General features: G+C 67.7%; 18 protein-coding genes. 2 read left to right on the top strand and 16 right to left on the bottom strand.

Features of this window, described 5'->3' with window-relative positions; all coding sequences use genetic code 11:
• Window positions 1–75: 75 nt before the first annotated feature.
• Genes rpsQ through rpsJ form a run of 11 tightly spaced genes read right to left on the bottom strand, consistent with a single transcriptional unit; the run spans window position 76 to window position 5,334 of the window.
• Window positions 76–357 carry a 30S ribosomal protein S17 gene (gene rpsQ / locus ACLHRZ_RS23020; RefSeq protein WP_004950457.1) on the bottom strand — a complete coding sequence of 94 codons (282 nt, stop codon included), beginning with the start codon at window positions 355–357 and terminating at the stop codon, window positions 76–78.
• On the bottom strand, window positions 357–581 hold the full coding sequence (rpmC, locus tag ACLHRZ_RS23015; protein ID WP_004950453.1) for a 50S ribosomal protein L29: 225 nt from the start codon (window positions 579–581) through the stop codon (window positions 357–359). The genes rpsQ and rpmC overlap by 1 nt, the downstream gene beginning before the upstream one ends.
• On the bottom strand, window positions 581–1,000 hold the full coding sequence (rplP, locus tag ACLHRZ_RS23010; RefSeq protein ID WP_004950450.1) for a 50S ribosomal protein L16: 420 nt from the start codon (window positions 998–1,000) through the stop codon (window positions 581–583). The genes rpmC and rplP overlap by 1 nt, the downstream gene beginning before the upstream one ends.
• Before the next feature lie 5 nt (window positions 1,001–1,005).
• The gene (gene rpsC, locus ACLHRZ_RS23005; RefSeq protein ID WP_171082764.1) at window positions 1,006–1,827 is read right to left on the bottom strand and encodes a 30S ribosomal protein S3; all 822 of its coding nucleotides are present in this window, start codon (window positions 1,825–1,827) and stop codon (window positions 1,006–1,008) included.
• Window positions 1,827–2,174 carry a 50S ribosomal protein L22 gene (rplV, locus tag ACLHRZ_RS23000; protein WP_384946107.1) on the bottom strand — a complete coding sequence of 116 codons (348 nt, stop codon included), beginning with the start codon at window positions 2,172–2,174 and terminating at the stop codon, window positions 1,827–1,829. Before rplV ends, rpsC begins: the two co-directional genes overlap by 1 nt.
• A gap of 41 nt (window positions 2,175–2,215) precedes the next feature.
• Entirely contained in the window at window positions 2,216–2,497 is a 282-nt protein-coding gene (gene rpsS, locus ACLHRZ_RS22995; protein WP_004950443.1) for a 30S ribosomal protein S19, read from the bottom strand.
• A gap of 12 nt (window positions 2,498–2,509) precedes the next feature.
• Entirely contained in the window at window positions 2,510–3,346 is an 837-nt protein-coding gene (gene rplB, locus ACLHRZ_RS22990) for a 50S ribosomal protein L2 (protein ID WP_490420380.1), read from the bottom strand.
• A 39-nt stretch (window positions 3,347–3,385) separates the two neighbouring features.
• Window positions 3,386–3,709, bottom strand: a complete 324-nt coding sequence (gene rplW / locus ACLHRZ_RS22985; protein WP_058046827.1) for a 50S ribosomal protein L23 — start codon at window positions 3,707–3,709, stop codon at window positions 3,386–3,388.
• Window positions 3,709–4,359 (bottom strand): 50S ribosomal protein L4, encoded by a 651-nt coding sequence (rplD, locus tag ACLHRZ_RS22980; RefSeq protein WP_390780822.1) that lies wholly within the window; start codon window positions 4,357–4,359, stop codon window positions 3,709–3,711. The genes rplW and rplD overlap by 1 nt, the downstream gene beginning before the upstream one ends.
• Window positions 4,360–4,367: 8 nt before the next feature.
• Window positions 4,368–5,012, bottom strand: coding sequence for a 50S ribosomal protein L3 (rplC, locus tag ACLHRZ_RS22975; RefSeq protein ID WP_490420379.1), 645 nt, complete (start codon window positions 5,010–5,012; stop codon window positions 4,368–4,370).
• Window positions 5,013–5,025: 13 nt separating this feature from the next.
• Window positions 5,026–5,334: a 30S ribosomal protein S10 gene (rpsJ, locus tag ACLHRZ_RS22970; RefSeq protein WP_003948644.1), complete on the bottom strand. Its 309-nt coding sequence runs from the start codon at window positions 5,332–5,334 to the stop codon at window positions 5,026–5,028.
• Window positions 5,335–5,872: 538 nt separating this feature from the next.
• Between rpsJ and ACLHRZ_RS22965 the strand changes: the two genes are divergently transcribed.
• Together ACLHRZ_RS22965 and ACLHRZ_RS22960 are read left to right on the top strand one after the other, a co-directional pair.
• Complete coding sequence (locus tag ACLHRZ_RS22965) at window positions 5,873–7,987, top strand: PIG-L family deacetylase (RefSeq protein WP_490420378.1); 2,115 nt, start codon at window positions 5,873–5,875, stop codon at window positions 7,985–7,987.
• 9 nt (window positions 7,988–7,996) lie between these two features.
• Complete coding sequence (locus tag ACLHRZ_RS22960; protein WP_490420377.1) at window positions 7,997–8,842, top strand: metallophosphoesterase family protein; 846 nt, start codon at window positions 7,997–7,999, stop codon at window positions 8,840–8,842.
• A gap of 76 nt (window positions 8,843–8,918) precedes the next feature.
• On the opposite strand, the gene tuf is transcribed toward ACLHRZ_RS22960, so the two are convergent.
• The 5 genes from tuf to ACLHRZ_RS22935 form a co-directional block, all read right to left on the bottom strand.
• Window positions 8,919–10,112, bottom strand: coding sequence for an elongation factor Tu (gene tuf, locus ACLHRZ_RS22955; protein WP_490420376.1), 1,194 nt, complete (start codon window positions 10,110–10,112; stop codon window positions 8,919–8,921).
• A 173-nt stretch (window positions 10,113–10,285) separates the two neighbouring features.
• Window positions 10,286–12,409, bottom strand: coding sequence for an elongation factor G (gene fusA, locus ACLHRZ_RS22950; protein ID WP_490420375.1), 2,124 nt, complete (start codon window positions 12,407–12,409; stop codon window positions 10,286–10,288).
• 39 nt (window positions 12,410–12,448) lie between these two features.
• The gene (gene rpsG / locus ACLHRZ_RS22945) at window positions 12,449–12,919 is read right to left on the bottom strand and encodes a 30S ribosomal protein S7 (protein WP_171082751.1); all 471 of its coding nucleotides are present in this window, start codon (window positions 12,917–12,919) and stop codon (window positions 12,449–12,451) included.
• Window positions 12,920–12,921: 2 nt separating this feature from the next.
• The gene (rpsL, locus tag ACLHRZ_RS22940) at window positions 12,922–13,293 is read right to left on the bottom strand and encodes a 30S ribosomal protein S12 (protein ID WP_003948652.1); all 372 of its coding nucleotides are present in this window, start codon (window positions 13,291–13,293) and stop codon (window positions 12,922–12,924) included.
• Window positions 13,294–13,741: 448 nt separating this feature from the next.
• Window positions 13,742–14,212, bottom strand: coding sequence for a helix-turn-helix domain-containing protein (locus ACLHRZ_RS22935; RefSeq protein WP_490420374.1), 471 nt, complete (start codon window positions 14,210–14,212; stop codon window positions 13,742–13,744).
• Window positions 14,213–14,417 lie beyond the last annotated feature (205 nt).

Here is a 14,417-nt window from a genome sequence, read left to right as displayed (position 1 = left end):
CGCCGAGCCTGGCGGAACTTATCCGAGGGAGAACCCCTCAGACTGCGTTACTTGGAATTCCCTTGCGGGAATTACCTACTTGGCCTTCTCGAGGATCTCGACGACGCGCCAGCGCTTCGTCGCGGACAGCGGCCGGGTCTCCATGAGGAGGACGCGGTCGCCGACACCCGCGGCGTTCTGCTCGTCGTGCGCCTTGAGCTTGTTGGTACGGCGGATGACCTTGCCGTACAGCGCGTGCTTGACGCGGTCCTCGACAGCGACGACGACGGTCTTGTCCATCTTGTCGCTGACGACGAGGCCCTCACGGGTCTTGCGGAAGCCGCGCTCGTTCGTCTCAGTCATGTTCTTCTCGCTCATCAGGCGCTCTCCACCGTCTCGATGCCGAGCTCGCGCTCACGCATCAGGGTGTAGATCCGGGCGATGTCCTTGCGGACGGCCTTCAGCCGGCCGTGGTTCTCAAGCTGTCCGGTCGCCGCCTGGAAACGGAGGTTGAACAGCTCTTCCTTGGCCTCACGGAGCTTGGCAACGAGGTCCTCGTTGTTCAGCTCACGCAGCTCGGTCGCCTTGGTACCGGCAGCCATCACGACTCACCTGCCTCGCGCCGAACAATGCGGCACTTCATCGGAAGCTTGTGGGCGGCTCGGGTGAGCGCCTCACGTGCAACCTTCTCGTTCGGGAAGGACAGCTCGAACATCACCCGACCGGGCTTGACGTTCGCGACCCACCACTCGGGGGAACCCTTACCGGAACCCATGCGGGTCTCGGCGGGCTTCTTCGTGAGGGGACGGTCCGGGTAGATGTTGATCCACACCTTGCCGCCACGCTTGATGTGACGCGTCATGGCGATACGAGCGGACTCGATCTGACGGTTCGTCACATAGGCCGGGGTCAGGGCCTGGATACCGTACTCACCGAAGGCGAGCTCGGTGCCACCCTTGGCCATGCCGTTCCGCTTGGGGTGGTGCTGCTTGCGGTGCTTGACCCTGCGAGGGATCAGCATGTCGGTCAGGCCTCCGTTCCGGTGGTCTCAGCCGGAGCAGCGGTGGCCTCGGCCTTGGGGGCCTCGGCAGCAGCCTGCTGCGGCTTGCGGCCGCGGCCGCCACGCTCGCCACCACGGCCACCACGGGCCGGGCGCTCGCCGGCGCCACGCGACGGGCGGTTGCCCGCACGGGCCGCAGCGTTCTCGGCGCGGACCTCGGCGATGTTCTTGACGTCGCCCTTGTAGATCCAGACCTTCACGCCGATACGGCCGAAGGTGGTCTTGGCCTCGAAGAAGCCGTAGTCGACGTTCGCGCGGAGCGTGTGCAGGGGCACACGGCCCTCGCGGTAGAACTCCGAGCGGGACATCTCGGCGCCGCCGAGACGGCCACCACACTGGATCTTGATGCCCTTGGCGCCGGCCTTCATCGTCGACTGCATGCTCTTGCGCATGGCACGACGGAAGGAGACGCGGGAGGACAGCTGCTCGGCGACGGCCTGGGCCACCAGCTGAGCGTCCACCTCGGGGTTCTTGACCTCGAGGATGTTCAGCTGGACCTGCTTGCCGGTCAGCTTCTCCAGCTCGCCACGGATGCGGTCGGCCTCGGCGCCACGGCGGCCGATGACGATGCCCGGGCGGGCGGTGTGGATGTCGACGCGGACGCGGTCGCGGGTGCGCTCGATCTCAACCTTCGAGATACCGGCGCGCTCCATGCCCTTCGTCATCATGCGACGAATGGCAACGTCTTCCTTGACGTAGTCCTTGTACAGCTTGTCGGCGTACCAGCGGGACTTGAAGTCCGTGGTGATGCCGAGCCGGAACCCGTGCGGGTTAACCTTCTGGCCCATTACCGGGTTCCTTCCTTGCTGCTGACGACCACGGTGATGTGGCTGGTCCGCTTGCGGATCCGGTAGGCACGGCCCTGAGCACGCGGACGGAACCGCTTCAGGGTCGGGCCCTCGTCGACGTACGCCTCGCTGATGTACAGCGCAGAGGCGTCCGTGTGGTCGTAGTTGTGCGCGGCGTTGGCAATGGCGCTGTCCAGCACCTTGCCGACCGGCACGCTCGCGGCCTGCGGGGCGAAACGCAGGACCGCCTGAGCCTCCGTGGCATCCATGCCACGGATGAGGTCCACCACGCGGCGGGCCTTCATGGGCGTGACGCGGATGTACCGCGCCTGGGCCCTGGCTTCCATGGTTGTCCCTTCGGTGTCAGTCATAGTCGTTCGCACCCCGCTTAGCGGCGCTTCGACTTGCGGTCGTCCTTGACGTGGCCGCGGAAGGTGCGGGTCGGCGAGAACTCGCCGAGCTTGTGGCCGACCATGGACTCGGTGACGAACACCGGGACGTGGGTCTTGCCGTTGTGCACCGCGAGCGTGTGGCCGAGCATGGCCGGCACGATCATGGAGCGACGGGACCAGGTCTTGATGACGTTCTTGGTACCAGCCTCGTTCTGAGCGTCCACCTTCTTGATGAGGTGTCCGTCGACGAAGGGTCCCTTCTTGAGACTACGCGGCATCTAAACCCGCTCCTAGCGCTTCTTGTTCGTCTTGCGGCGGCGGACGATGTACTTGCTGGACGCCTTCTTCGGCGAGCGAGTACGACCCTCCTTCTGACCCCACGGCGAGACCGGGTGGCGACCACCGGAGGTCTTGCCCTCACCACCACCGTGCGGGTGGTCAACGGGGTTCATGGCGACACCGCGGACGGTCGGGCGAACGCCCTTCCAGCGCATACGGCCGGCCTTGCCCCAGTTGATGTTCGACTGCTCGGCGTTGCCGACCTCGCCGACGGTGGCGCGGCAGCGGATGTCGACCAGGCGAACCTCACCGGACGGCATGCGCAGGTGGGCGTAGGCGCCCTCCTTCGCCAGCAGCTGCACGGAGGAACCGGCGGAACGGGCGATCTTCGCACCGCCGCCGGGCCGCAGCTCGATGGCGTGGATCGTCGTACCGACCGGGATGTTGCGCAGCGGCAGGTTGTTGCCCGGCTTGATGTCGGCCCCGGGGCCGTTCTCGATCCGGTCGCCCTGGTTCAGGCCACGCGGAGCGATGATGTAGCGCTTCTCGCCGTCCAGGTAGTGGAGCAGCGCGATGCGCGCGGTGCGGTTCGGGTCGTACTCGATGTGAGCGACCTTGGCCGGCACGCCGTCCTTGTCGTGACGACGGAAGTCGATCACGCGGTAGGCGCGCTTGTGGCCACCACCCTGGTGGCGAACGGTCACACGACCGGCGTTGTTACGGCCGCCCTTGCTGTGCAGGGGGCGGACCAGCGACTTCTCCGGCGTGGACCGCGTGATCTCGACAAAGTCGGCGACGCTGGAGCCACGACGGCCCGGGGTCGTCGGCTTGTACTTGCGGATACCCATTTCTCAGTCCTCGTCCGATTCCGGACGACTCGAACTCCGTTAGGAGACCGGGCCGCCGAAGATGTCGATACGGTCGCCCTCGGCGAGGGTCACGATGGCGCGCTTGGTGTTGGCGCGCTTGCCGAAACCGGTCTTGGTGCGCTTGCGCTTACCCTGACGGTTGATCGTGTTGACCCCGGTGACCTTGACCGAGAAGACCGCCTCGACGGCCTGCTTGATCTGGGTCTTGTTGGCGCGCGGGTCGACGATGAACGTGTACTTGTTCTCGTCCAGCAGCGCGTAGCTCTTCTCCGAGACAACCGGCTTGACCAGAAGGTCGCGCGGGTCCGAGAAGGTCTTGCTGGTGACGACGGCCTCAGTCATCAGGCCTCGCTCCCTTCGGTCTCAACGGCCTTGGGGCCAGACACGAAGGACTCCAGAGCGGCCTGGGTGAAGACCACGTCGTCGGAGACGAGCACGTCGTACGTGTTCAGCTGGCCCGGCTCCAGGATGTGCACCTGGGGCAGGTTGCGGGCGGACAGCCACGCGGCCTCGTCGGACCGGTCGGCGACCAGGAGCAGGTTCTTGCGCTCCGAGATCTTGCCGAACAGGGTCTTGGCGGCCTTGGTGGACACCGCGCCGTCGACCACGCCGGAGACGACGTGGATGCGGCTGTGGCGCGCCCGGTCGGTGAGGGCACCGCGCAGGGCGGCGGCCTTCATCTTCTTCGGGGTCCGCTGCGAGTAGTCACGCGGCACGGGACCGTGCACGACGCCACCACCGGCGAACTGCGGCGCGCGGGTCGAACCCTGACGGGCGCGACCGGTGCCCTTCTGGCGGTACGGCTTCTTGCCACCGCCGCGGACCTCGCCACGAGTCTTGGTCTTGTGCGTGCCCTGACGGGCAGCGGCCAGCTGCGCGACGACGACCTGGTGGATCAGCGGAACGCTGACCTTGGCGTCGAAGATCTCCGCGGGGAGCTCGACGGTCCCGGCCTTGTCGCCTGCCGGCGAAAGGATGTCAATGGTGCTCATCGGTTACCTCAGGCCCCCTTGGCCGCGGTACGGACCAGGACGAGGCCGCCGTTCGGACCAGGAACCGCGCCCTTGATGAGCAGCAGGCCCTTCTCCGCGTCAACGGCGTGGACGGTCAGGTTCTGGGTGGTGACCCGCTCGTTGCCCATGCGGCCCGCCATGCGGAGGCCCTTGAACACACGGCCCGGGGTGGCACAGCCACCGATGGAGCCGGGGGAGCGGTGCTTGCGCTGGGTGCCGTGCCCGGCGCCGAGGCCACGGAAGTTGTGGCGCTTCATGACACCGGCGAAGCCCTTGCCCTTGCTCTTGCCGGTGACGTCGACCTTGACGCCGGCCTCGAACACGTCCGCGGCGATCTCCTGGCCGAGCGTGTACTCGGACGCGTCGGAGGTGCGGAGCTCCACCAGGTGGCGGCGGGGGGTCACGTCGGCCTTGGCGAAGTGGCCCTTGAGGGGCTTGTTCACCTTGCGCGGGTCGATCTCGCCGAAGGCGATCTGGACCGACTCGTAGCCGTCGGTGTCGTTGGTGCGGACCTGGGTAACGACACAGGGCCCGGCCTTGACGACGGTCACCGGGACGACACGGTTGTTCTCGTCCCAGACCTGCGTCATGCCGAGCTTCTCGCCCAGGACGCCCTTGATCTGCTTAGCCATCTCGCGCGTCACCTCAGAGCTTGATCTCGATGTCGACGCCGGCCGGCAGGTCGAGACGCATAAGCGAGTCAACCGTCTTCGGCGTGGGGTCGAGGATGTCGATGAGGCGCTTGTGCGTGCGCATCTCGAAGTGCTCGCGCGAGTCCTTGTACTTGTGCGGCGACTTGATGACGCAGTACACGTTCTTCTCAGTGGGCAGCGGCACCGGGCCCGCGACCGACGCACCAGTGCGGGTCACCGTCTCGACGATCTTCTTCGCCGAGGAGTCGATGACCTCGTGGTCGTAGGCCTTGAGCCGGATGCGGATCTTCTGTCCCGCCATGGCTACTTCGTAGTCCTGTCTCTCGTAACGCTCCGGAACTCGGCGGGCTGTGCGGCCGCACTGCCCCTCCCCGCTCCACCCTCCGACCCACGCGGTCGGGCGTGTCGCGCCCCTTCCAGCAGATCTCCCCGAAGGAAGATCCCTGCTCAAGGGGGTTGTGGGGGAAGAACACCCACCGAGTGCCTGGCTGGGGCCCCGCTGACACTTCCCGGAAGATTCCCGTACTTCCACCCCTGAAAAGAGGTGACGAGTACTGCGGGACTCGCTTCCAGTCCTCCCGGCGGGAGGCGCGCAGCATCGGCACTCAACCGAGCAACCTGAACAGTGTGCCATACGGGCCCGAAGGGACGCCAATCGTGGCCGAAGAAGGTACCTCTAGCGGCGCAGTTGTCAAACCAACCCGCCGCGCACAGGCGACACTGTGGATCTCCAGGAGGCTTTGTGAGTGCTTGGGCAACCCGCCCGGACCCTGTGCCGTCCCCCTACTACGCGGGGGCATCCGGGGGCTGCACGCTGCACAACGGGACGGAGTCGTTAGTTGAACATCTCACAGCGTGGGGTCGTCACACGCCGCAGCGTACTCGCGGGGATCGCGGTCGCCACGGCGGCCGTCGCCACCGGGTGCAGCAGCGGCGGCGACGGCTCGTCCAAACCCTCCGAGTCGCCCGTCACCGCCGTCGACCCGGCCTCCCGGCAGTCCTTCACGGGCGCCGAGAACCCCCTGCTGCTCCAGGTGATGGCGCACCCCGACGACGACCTGTTCTTCATGAACCCCGACGCCGAGCGGATCGTGCAGGCCGGCGTCCCCGTCGTCTCCGTGTACGTCACCGCCGGCGAGTCCGTCGGGCAGAACTGGATCAAGGGCATGCCCAGGAGCAGGCCCGACAAGGCCGGCTACTCCTCCGCGCGCCACCAGGGCCTGCGCCAGGCGTACGCGGAGATGCTGGGCACCGACCGGTTCACGCCCTGGAAGAAGTCCGTGCTGGACCTGCCGGGCGGCGTCCGGGCCGAGACGAACGAGCTCGTCCACGGCAACCGCAGGGCCCGGCTGATCTTCCTCAACATCGCCATGCTCTCCCCCGGCAACACCCGCCTCCCCCAGCTCTGGGACGCCCCGTACGCGGTCATGGAGTCCCTCGTCGCCACCGGCTCGCCGTGCACCAGCGTCAGCAAGTACGAACACGGCACCCTGGTCGACACGCTGGCCTCGATCATGGACACGTACCGGCCGACCGTGGTCCACACCATGGACCCGGACCCGGACTACCAGGTCCACGACGCCACCCACCCCAAGGACAACGACTACGGGTCGTGCTCGGACCACCGCGACCACACCCCGACGGCGCTCTTCACCTGGAAGGCGCTCTCCCAGTGGGTCGCGGACACCACCCGCCGCAAGGGCCACCCGCCCCGCTTCACCACCACGTCCTTCCGCGGCTACTACAACCAGCGCTGGCCGCACAATCTCCCGCAGCAGATCGTCGAGGACAAGCACAGGCTCGTCGCCGACTACGGCGGCGCCCCCGACTGGCAGTGCGGCAACACCGCGGGCTGCGGCGACTACGGCCAGGGCGGCGACCGGCCGCTCACCAACCGCAAGGGCTGGATCCGCTCCACCCACTACCGCCACCCCGGCGCCATGCCCGTCGCCGTCAGCGACCGCGCCGGCCGCCTGGAGGCCTTCGGCGTGCTGGGCCTGCAGGCCGTGCGCTGGCAGGAGACCTCCGCCGGCAGCGGCCGCTGGGGCACCCCGCAGAACCTCGGCGGCGGGCCGCTGGCCCCCGCGCTCGCCGCGGTCGAGGACTCGGGCGGCCGGCAGCTGCTGTTCGCCATGCGCTTCGCCAAGCTGGAGGGCCAGGGCCGGGCCGACTCCCGGGAGATCGTCGTCCTGGAGCAGCACACCCCGGGCGGCGCCTTCAAGGCCTGGAAGGGCCTGGGCAACCCCGAGCACAAGGCCGAGCGCGGCCGCCGCGTCGGCATGCCCGCCGCCGTCGCCACGCCCGACGGGCGGGTGTACGTCTTCGTCCGCAACGCGGGCAAGGGCGTCTCCTGCCGGATGCGCGCGGCCGACGGCAAGTGGGGCAAGTGGCAGAGCCTGCACGGCCAGGAGATCCAGGAGGGCCTCACCGCCGTGCTGGACAAGGACCACCGCGTCCACGTCTTCGGCATCGGCCGGGACACCGTGCACCACTGGAGCCAGGAGGCCCCGGACAAGCCGGTCAGCTTCATGCCGCTCAAGGGCCTGCCGGGCCCCGGCGGCGAGCCCGTCGCCGCGGACCTGGGCCCGGACGGCGCCGTCACCCTCGTCTACCGCGTCCCGGAGGCGGCGGAGCCCGTCTCCTACCGCCTCGCCGCGAGCGGCGACGGCACGGAGGAGGTGAGCGCCTCGGGGCTGCACGGCTTCTCGGGCTACGGGCCGCTGGCCGCCACCCTGCTCCCGCAGCGCGGCGGCAAGGACGCCCTGATGGTCCTGGGCCGGTCGATGGACGGCCGCGTCCAGCTCGTCGACACGGAGTCGGGCGGCTCCCCCGCCCAGGGCGACCAGCTGCCGGTCGGCACCCCGTCCCTGTCGGTCGACGCGGCGCACCGGCTGTGCGCCGTCGGCATGGGCATGGACGCGACGCCGTGGATCTGGCGGCCCTCGGCCACGTAGGTTGGCCGCATGCCGCAGTTACCCGCGCCCTCGCTCCTCGCCGTCAGTGACCTGCACACCGGCGTCGCCGACAACGTGCCCATCGCCGAGTCGCTGCGCCCCGTCTCGGACGGGGACTGGCTGATCGTCGCGGGCGATGTCGCCGAGCAGTTCGACGACATCGAACGCACCCTGCGCATGCTCGCCGGGCGGTTCGCCAAGGTCGTCTGGACGCCGGGCAACCACGAGCTGTGGACGCCGCGCGCCGACCCCGTCCAGCTGCGCGGCAAGGCCCGCTACGAGCGCCTGGTGGAGCTGTGCCGCAGCCTCGGCGTGGCGACGCCCGAGGATCCGTACCCGGTGTGGCGGGGCGAGGGCGGGCCGGCCGCGGTGGCGCCCGTGTTCACGCTGTACGACTACACGTTCCGCACGCCCACGGCGGCCACCAAGGAGCAGTCCCTGGCCCAGGCGCACGAGGCGGGCATCGTCTGCACGGACGAGTACCTGCTGCACCCCGAGCCGTACGCCGGCATCGACGACTGGTGCCGTGAACGGGTCGCGGAGACCGAGGCCAGGCTGGCGGCCCACGACCCGGCGCTGCCGCTGGTGCTGATCAGCCACTGGCCGCTGGTGCGCGAGCCCACCGACGTGCTGACGTACCCGGAGTTCGCCCAGTGGTGCGGCACCGTCCGCACCGGCGACTGGCACCGGCGCTTCAACGTCGCCGCCGCGGTCTACGGGCACCTGCACATCCCGCGGACGACCTGGTACGACGGCGTGCGCTTCGAGGAGGTCTCGATCGGCTATCCGAGGGAGTGGCGCCGCCGCGGCCACCCGCGCGGCCTGCTGCGGCGGATCCTGCCGTACGACGCGTAGAGCGAGACGCACAAAAGCAAGCGGGCCCCGCATCCCGGAGGATGCGGGGCCCGCTCAGATCCCGAGCAAGCGGAGCTTACTTGGTGATCTTGGTGACCTGGCCGGCGCCGACGGTGCGGCCGCCCTCACGGATGGTGAAGCGCAGGCCCTCCTCCATCGCGACGGGCTGGATCAGGGAGACGGACATCTCGGCGTTGTCGCCGGGCATGACCATCTCCGTGCCCTCCTTGAGGGTCACAACACCGGTCACGTCAGTCGTACGGAAGTAGAACTGCGGACGGTAGTTGTTGAAGAACGGGGTGTGGCGGCCGCCCTCGTCCTTGGAGAGGATGTACGCCGTGGCCTCGAACTCGGTGTGCGGGGTGACCGAACCCGGCTTGATGATGCACTGGCCGCGCTCGACGTCCTCGCGCTTGATGCCACGGAGGAGCAGACCGACGTTCTCACCGGCCTGGCCCTCGTCGAGCAGCTTGCGGAACATCTCGATACCGGTGACGGTGGTCGAGGTCTTCTCGGTCTTGATGCCGATGATGTCGACGGTCTCGTTGACCTTGAGGACACCACGCTCGATACGACCGGTGACGACGGTGCCACGACCGGTGATCGTGAAGACGTCCTCGATCGGCATGAGGAACGGCTTGTCGACGTCGCGCTCCGGCTGCGGGATGTTCTCGTCCACAGCGTCCATCAGGTCCTCGACGGACTTGACCCAGGTCGGGTCGCCCTCGAGCGCCTTCAGAGCGGAGATCTTGACGACCGGGGCGTCGTCGCCCGGGAACTCGTACTCGTTGAGGAGCTCACGGACCTCGAGCTCGACGAGCTCCAGGATCTCCTCGTCGTCCACCATGTCGGCCTTGTTCAGGGCGACGACGATGTACGGAACGCCGGACTGACGGGCCAGGAGCACGTGCTCCTTGGTCTGCGGCATCGGGCCGTCGGTGGCGGCCACGACCAGGATCGCGCCGTCCATCTGGGCGGCACCGGTGATCATGTTCTTGATGTAGTCCGCGTGACCGGGGCAGTCGACGTGAGCGTAGTGACGGGCATCCGTCTGGTACTCAACGTGCGCGATGGAGATGGTGATACCGCGCTGACGCTCCTCCGGGGCCTTGTCGATGTCCTCGAAAGGCGTGTACGGGTTCAGGTCAGGGAACTTGTCGTGCAGCACCTTGGTAATCGCCGCGGTAAGCGTCGTCTTACCGTGGTCGACGTGACCGATGGTGCCGATGTTGACGTGCGGCTTAGTCCGCTCGAACTTCGCCTTCGCCACTGGGTCCTCCTACGGAGTGGTTCTGTACGCCTTACTCATCGGCGCCAGGTGATCTTTGCTGGGGTGCCGTCCGCCGGGGTGCGCCGCCGCATTCCTTGCGGTTTGCGGTGGTACACCCCGACAGTCGGTGTAAAGCCTAAAGCGTGTGCCCCGCCCATGAAGACGGGAGCCGGTTACTCGCCCTTGGCCTTCGCGATGATCTCCTCGGCGACGTTCCGCGGAACCTCGGCGTAGGAGTCGAACTGCATCGAGTAGCTTGCGCGACCCGAGGTCTTGCTGCGGAGGTCGCCGACGTAGCCGAACATCTCCGACAGCGGAACCAGGCCCTTGACGAGCTTGGCACCGTGACGGTCCTCCATGGCCTGGATCTGGCCACGGCGGGAGTTGATGTCACCGATCACGTCGCCCATGTAGTCCTCGGGAGTGGTGACCTCGACGGACATCATCGGCTCGAGCAGAGCCGGCGACGCCTTGCGGGCACCCTCCTTGAACGCCATGGAACCGGCGATCTTGAAGGCGAGCTCGGAGGAGTCGACGTCGTGGTAGGCACCGTCGAGCAGCGTCACCTTGACGCCGGTCAGCGGGTAGCCGGCCAGAACACCGAACTCCATGGCCTCCTGGCAGCCCGCGTCCACGGACGGGATGTACTCCCGCGGGATACGGCCACCGGTGACCTTGTTCTCGAACTCGTAACCGTCGCCCTCGAGGGGCGCGATTGCGATCTGCACCTTGGCGAACTGGCCCGAACCGCCAGTCTGCTTCTTGTGCGTGTAGTCGATACGCTCGACGGCCTTGCGGATCGTCTCGCGGTACGCGACCTGCGGCTTGCCGACGTTGGCCTCGACCTTGAACTCACGCTTCATACGGTCGACCAGCACGTCGAGGTGCAGCTCGCCCATACCCGCGATGATGGTCTGGCCCGTCTCCTCGTCCGTGTGGACCTGGAAGGAGGGGTCCTCCTCCGCGAGACGCTGGATGGCGACACCCAGCTTCTCCTGGTCGCCCTTGGACTTGGGCTCGATCGCGACCTGGATGACCGGCGCCGGGAAGTCCATGGACTCCAGGATCACCGGGTTCGCGGCGTCGCAGAGGGTCTCACCGGTGGTGGTCTGCTTCAGACCCATGACGGCGACGATGTCACCGGCACCCACCGACTCGATCTCCTCACGCTTGTTCGCGTGCATCCGGTAGATCTTGCCGATGCGCTCCTTCTTGCCCTTGACGGAGTTCTGCACCTGGGTGCCCGCCGTCATGCGGCCCGAGTAAACCCGGACGAAGGTGAGCTTGCCGAGGTGCGGGTCGCTCATGATCTTGAAGGCAAGGCCGGCGAACGGCTCTTCGTCGGACGGCTTGCGCTTCACGACCTCGTCGGCGTTGTTGACGGCGTGGCCCTCAACGGCCTCGACGTCGAGCGGCGACGGCAGGTAGCGGACGACTGCGTCGAGCAGGGGCTGGACGCCCTTGTTCTTGAACGCGGTGCCACAGAACACCGGGGTGACGGTGACGGAGTCGCCGCCGCCACGCGAGGCGAGGGTGATGCGGCGGATGGCCGCCATCAGCTGCTCCTCGGTCGGCTCCTCGCCGCCCAGGTACAGCTCCATCATCTCTTCGTCGTTCTCGGCGACGCCCTCGAGGAGCTTGCCGCGCCATTCCTCGGCAGCCTCGATGTGGGTGTCCGGGATGTCGACGGTGTCGTACATCTCGCCCTTGGCGGCCTCGGCGGACCAGACCAGCGCCTTCATCTGGACGAGGTCGACCACGCCCTTGAAGTCGGCCTCGGTGCCGATCGGCAGCTGCATGACCAGCGGAACCGCGCCCAGGCGGTCGACGATCATGTCGACACAGCGGTGGAACTCGGCACCGGTGCGGTCGAGCTTGTTGACGAAGCAGATACGCGGCACGCCGTAGCGGTCCGCCTGACGCCAAACGGTCTCGGACTGCGGCTCAACACCGGCAACGCCGTCGAACACCGTCACGGCACCGTCGAGGACGCGCAGCGAACGCTCCACCTCGACGGTGAAGTCGACGTGGCCCGGGGTGTCGATGATGTTGATGGTGTGGTCGACGTTGTTCAGCGGCCAGTGGCAGGTCGTCGCGGCAGACGTGATCGTGATGCCGCGCTCCTGCTCCTGCTCCATCCAGTCCATCGTGGCAGCGCCGTCGTGGACTTCACCGATCTTGTAAGAGACACCGGTGTAGAACAGGATCCGCTCGGTGGTGGTCGTCTTGCCCGCGTCGATGTGGGCCATGATCCCGATGTTGCGGACCTTGGCCAGGTCAAGCGAAGTGGTGGCCATATGGCTCAGTCTTCTCTCGGTTCTCGATGGGGGTAGCGACTACCAGCGGTAGTGCGCGAAGGCCTTGTTGGACTCGGCCATCTTGTGCGTGTCCTCACGCTTCTTGACCGAGGCGCCGAGACCGTTCGAGGCGTCCAGCAGCTCGTTCATGAGGCGCTCGGTCATGGTCTTCTCGCGACGGGCGCGGGAGTAACCGACCAGCCAGCGCAGCGCCAGGGTGGAGGCGCGGCCGGGCTTGACCTCGACCGGGACCTGGTAGGTCGCGCCACCGACACGGCGGGACTTGACCTCGAGAGCGGGCTTGACGTTCTCGAGGGCGCGCTTGAGGGTGATGACCGGGTCGTTGCCGGTCTTCTCGCGCAGACCCTCCATGGCGCCGTACACGATGCGCTCGGCGGTGGAGCGCTTGCCGTGCAGCAGGATCTTGTTGATCAGCGAGGTGACAAGAGGAGAACCGTAGACCGGGTCGATGATGACCGGGCGCTTCGGGGCGGGGCCCTTACGAGGCATTCTTACTTCTCCTTCTTGGCGCCGTAGCGGCTGCGAGCCTGCTTGCGGTTCTTGACGCCCTGGGTGTCGAGCGAGCCGCGAATGATCTTGTAGCGGACGCCCGGCAGGTCCTTCACACGGCCACCGCGCACGAGCACGATGGAGTGCTCCTGCAGGTTGTGACCCTCACCCGGAATGTAAGCGGTGACCTCGATGCCGCTGGTCAGACGCACACGCGCGACCTTACGGAGGGCCGAGTTCGGCTTCTTCGGGGTGGTCGTGAAAACACGCGTGCAGACGCCACGACGCTGGGGCGAACCCTCGAGTGCGGGCGTCTTGTTCTTCTCGACCTTGTCCTGCCGGCCCTTTCGGACCAGCTGCTGGATCGTAGGCACCGTTTCTCCGGTTTCTGTGATCGCGATAAAACTAACCCGGGAGCAAACACCGACCCACGCGGTCGGGTGTGTCGAAGGCTGCAGACCCCCGCCGATGGCGGGAAGTGGCGCAGATTCCGGTGTCGCCGAGTCGGTGCGGACCGCTCGGTTCCGGGCGTCCCGTACGGTTTGAAGGCACGCACGAGAGCCCAGGGACACCCCAGGCACAAGGTCAGAGCGTACCTACCGCATGGGCTGCGGTCAAAACAAATGCACACGCGGACGACGCCCCTGTGTGCGGTCTCACCCGCAGATCAGAGGCGCCCCGCCGGGTCCCGCCGGGACCACCCGGGGCGGGGCGGGCGGCGTGACGCCGCTCCGCCCAACGGGTGACATCCGGGGGCGAGTTGTCCACCCTGACAACCGTCCGGTTGCCACCGGCCCGCCGCACTCCGGCCTCGGGCAGGCCCTAGCGCCCGGTCGCCGTCTTCCGCGGATCCTCCGGCTTGGTGCCGCCGACGGCGATGATCATTTCCGTCATCTCCACGAACTGCCGGCGGTGGCTGTCCGGGATGCCGAGCAGGTCGGCGGCCTCGGCGGGGGTCACCCGCCCGCCGCCCGGGACCCGCTCCGCGGCCGCGGCCGCCGCGGCGCGCGGGGCGCCCGGCAGCGGCAGGTCCTCCGGGGTGACCTTGCCGGACTGGATGAGCATGTCCCGCAGCGAGACGCCGAGCACCCGCGCGAGGGCCCGCATGGTCTCCAGGTCGGGCATGCTCTGCCGCTGCAGCAGCCGGGTCACCGCCGCGCGATGCACCCCCGCGTCCTCCGCCAGCCGGGACCGGCCGCCGCCCCGGGGGCTGTCGATGTCATATCCGCGGTCCCGCATAAGACCTTCGACCCAGCCCGCGAACCGCTCCATCTCCGAGCCCTTTTCGCCCATGGCACTGCTCCCTCCGCAACTTCAGACCCTACCGTCCGATCGCGCACGCAATAACCAGAATGCTGTGCGCGGGCGCAACTTGCCACCTCGGGCGGGTAAATTCGCGCCGTTTGGCTGATCAATAGTGGTTCAAGTCCGGCTTGAGCAAGGGGGAAATCCCTTCAGGCCCCTTCAGATCCCTTCAGTGATGTGACGGGAGCCACGA

It is taken from the genome of Streptomyces sp. AM25 (assembly GCF_058146165.1).
This window is presented reverse-complemented; position numbering and strand designations above follow the sequence as displayed.

Coding starts and splice junctions, on each gene's coding strand:
- rpsG (WP_171082751.1), bottom strand. CDS start 12,919: ATGCCTCGTAAGGGCCCCGCCCCGAAGCGCCCGGTCATCATCGACCCG.
- ACLHRZ_RS22960 (WP_490420377.1), top strand. CDS start 7,997: ATGCCGCAGTTACCCGCGCCCTCGCTCCTCGCCGTCAGTGACCTGCAC.
- rpsJ (WP_003948644.1), bottom strand. CDS start 5,334: ATGGCGGGACAGAAGATCCGCATCCGGCTCAAGGCCTACGACCACGAG.
- rpsS (WP_004950443.1), bottom strand. CDS start 2,497: ATGCCGCGTAGTCTCAAGAAGGGACCCTTCGTCGACGGACACCTCATC.
- rplB (WP_490420380.1), bottom strand. CDS start 3,346: ATGGGTATCCGCAAGTACAAGCCGACGACCCCGGGCCGTCGTGGCTCC.
- rplV (WP_384946107.1), bottom strand. CDS start 2,174: ATGGAAGCCAGGGCCCAGGCGCGGTACATCCGCGTCACGCCCATGAAG.
- rplC (WP_490420379.1), bottom strand. CDS start 5,012: ATGGCTAAGCAGATCAAGGGCGTCCTGGGCGAGAAGCTCGGCATGACG.
- rplW (WP_058046827.1), bottom strand. CDS start 3,709: ATGACTGAGGCCGTCGTCACCAGCAAGACCTTCTCGGACCCGCGCGAC.
- rpmC (WP_004950453.1), bottom strand. CDS start 581: ATGGCTGCCGGTACCAAGGCGACCGAGCTGCGTGAGCTGAACAACGAG.
- fusA (WP_490420375.1), bottom strand. CDS start 12,409: ATGGCCACCACTTCGCTTGACCTGGCCAAGGTCCGCAACATCGGGATC.
- rplP (WP_004950450.1), bottom strand. CDS start 1,000: ATGCTGATCCCTCGCAGGGTCAAGCACCGCAAGCAGCACCACCCCAAG.
- rpsQ (WP_004950457.1), bottom strand. CDS start 357: ATGAGCGAGAAGAACATGACTGAGACGAACGAGCGCGGCTTCCGCAAG.
- rplD (WP_390780822.1), bottom strand. CDS start 4,359: ATGAGCACCATTGACATCCTTTCGCCGGCAGGCGACAAGGCCGGGACC.
- ACLHRZ_RS22935 (WP_490420374.1), bottom strand. CDS start 14,212: ATGGGCGAAAAGGGCTCGGAGATGGAGCGGTTCGCGGGCTGGGTCGAA.
- rpsC (WP_171082764.1), bottom strand. CDS start 1,827: ATGGGCCAGAAGGTTAACCCGCACGGGTTCCGGCTCGGCATCACCACG.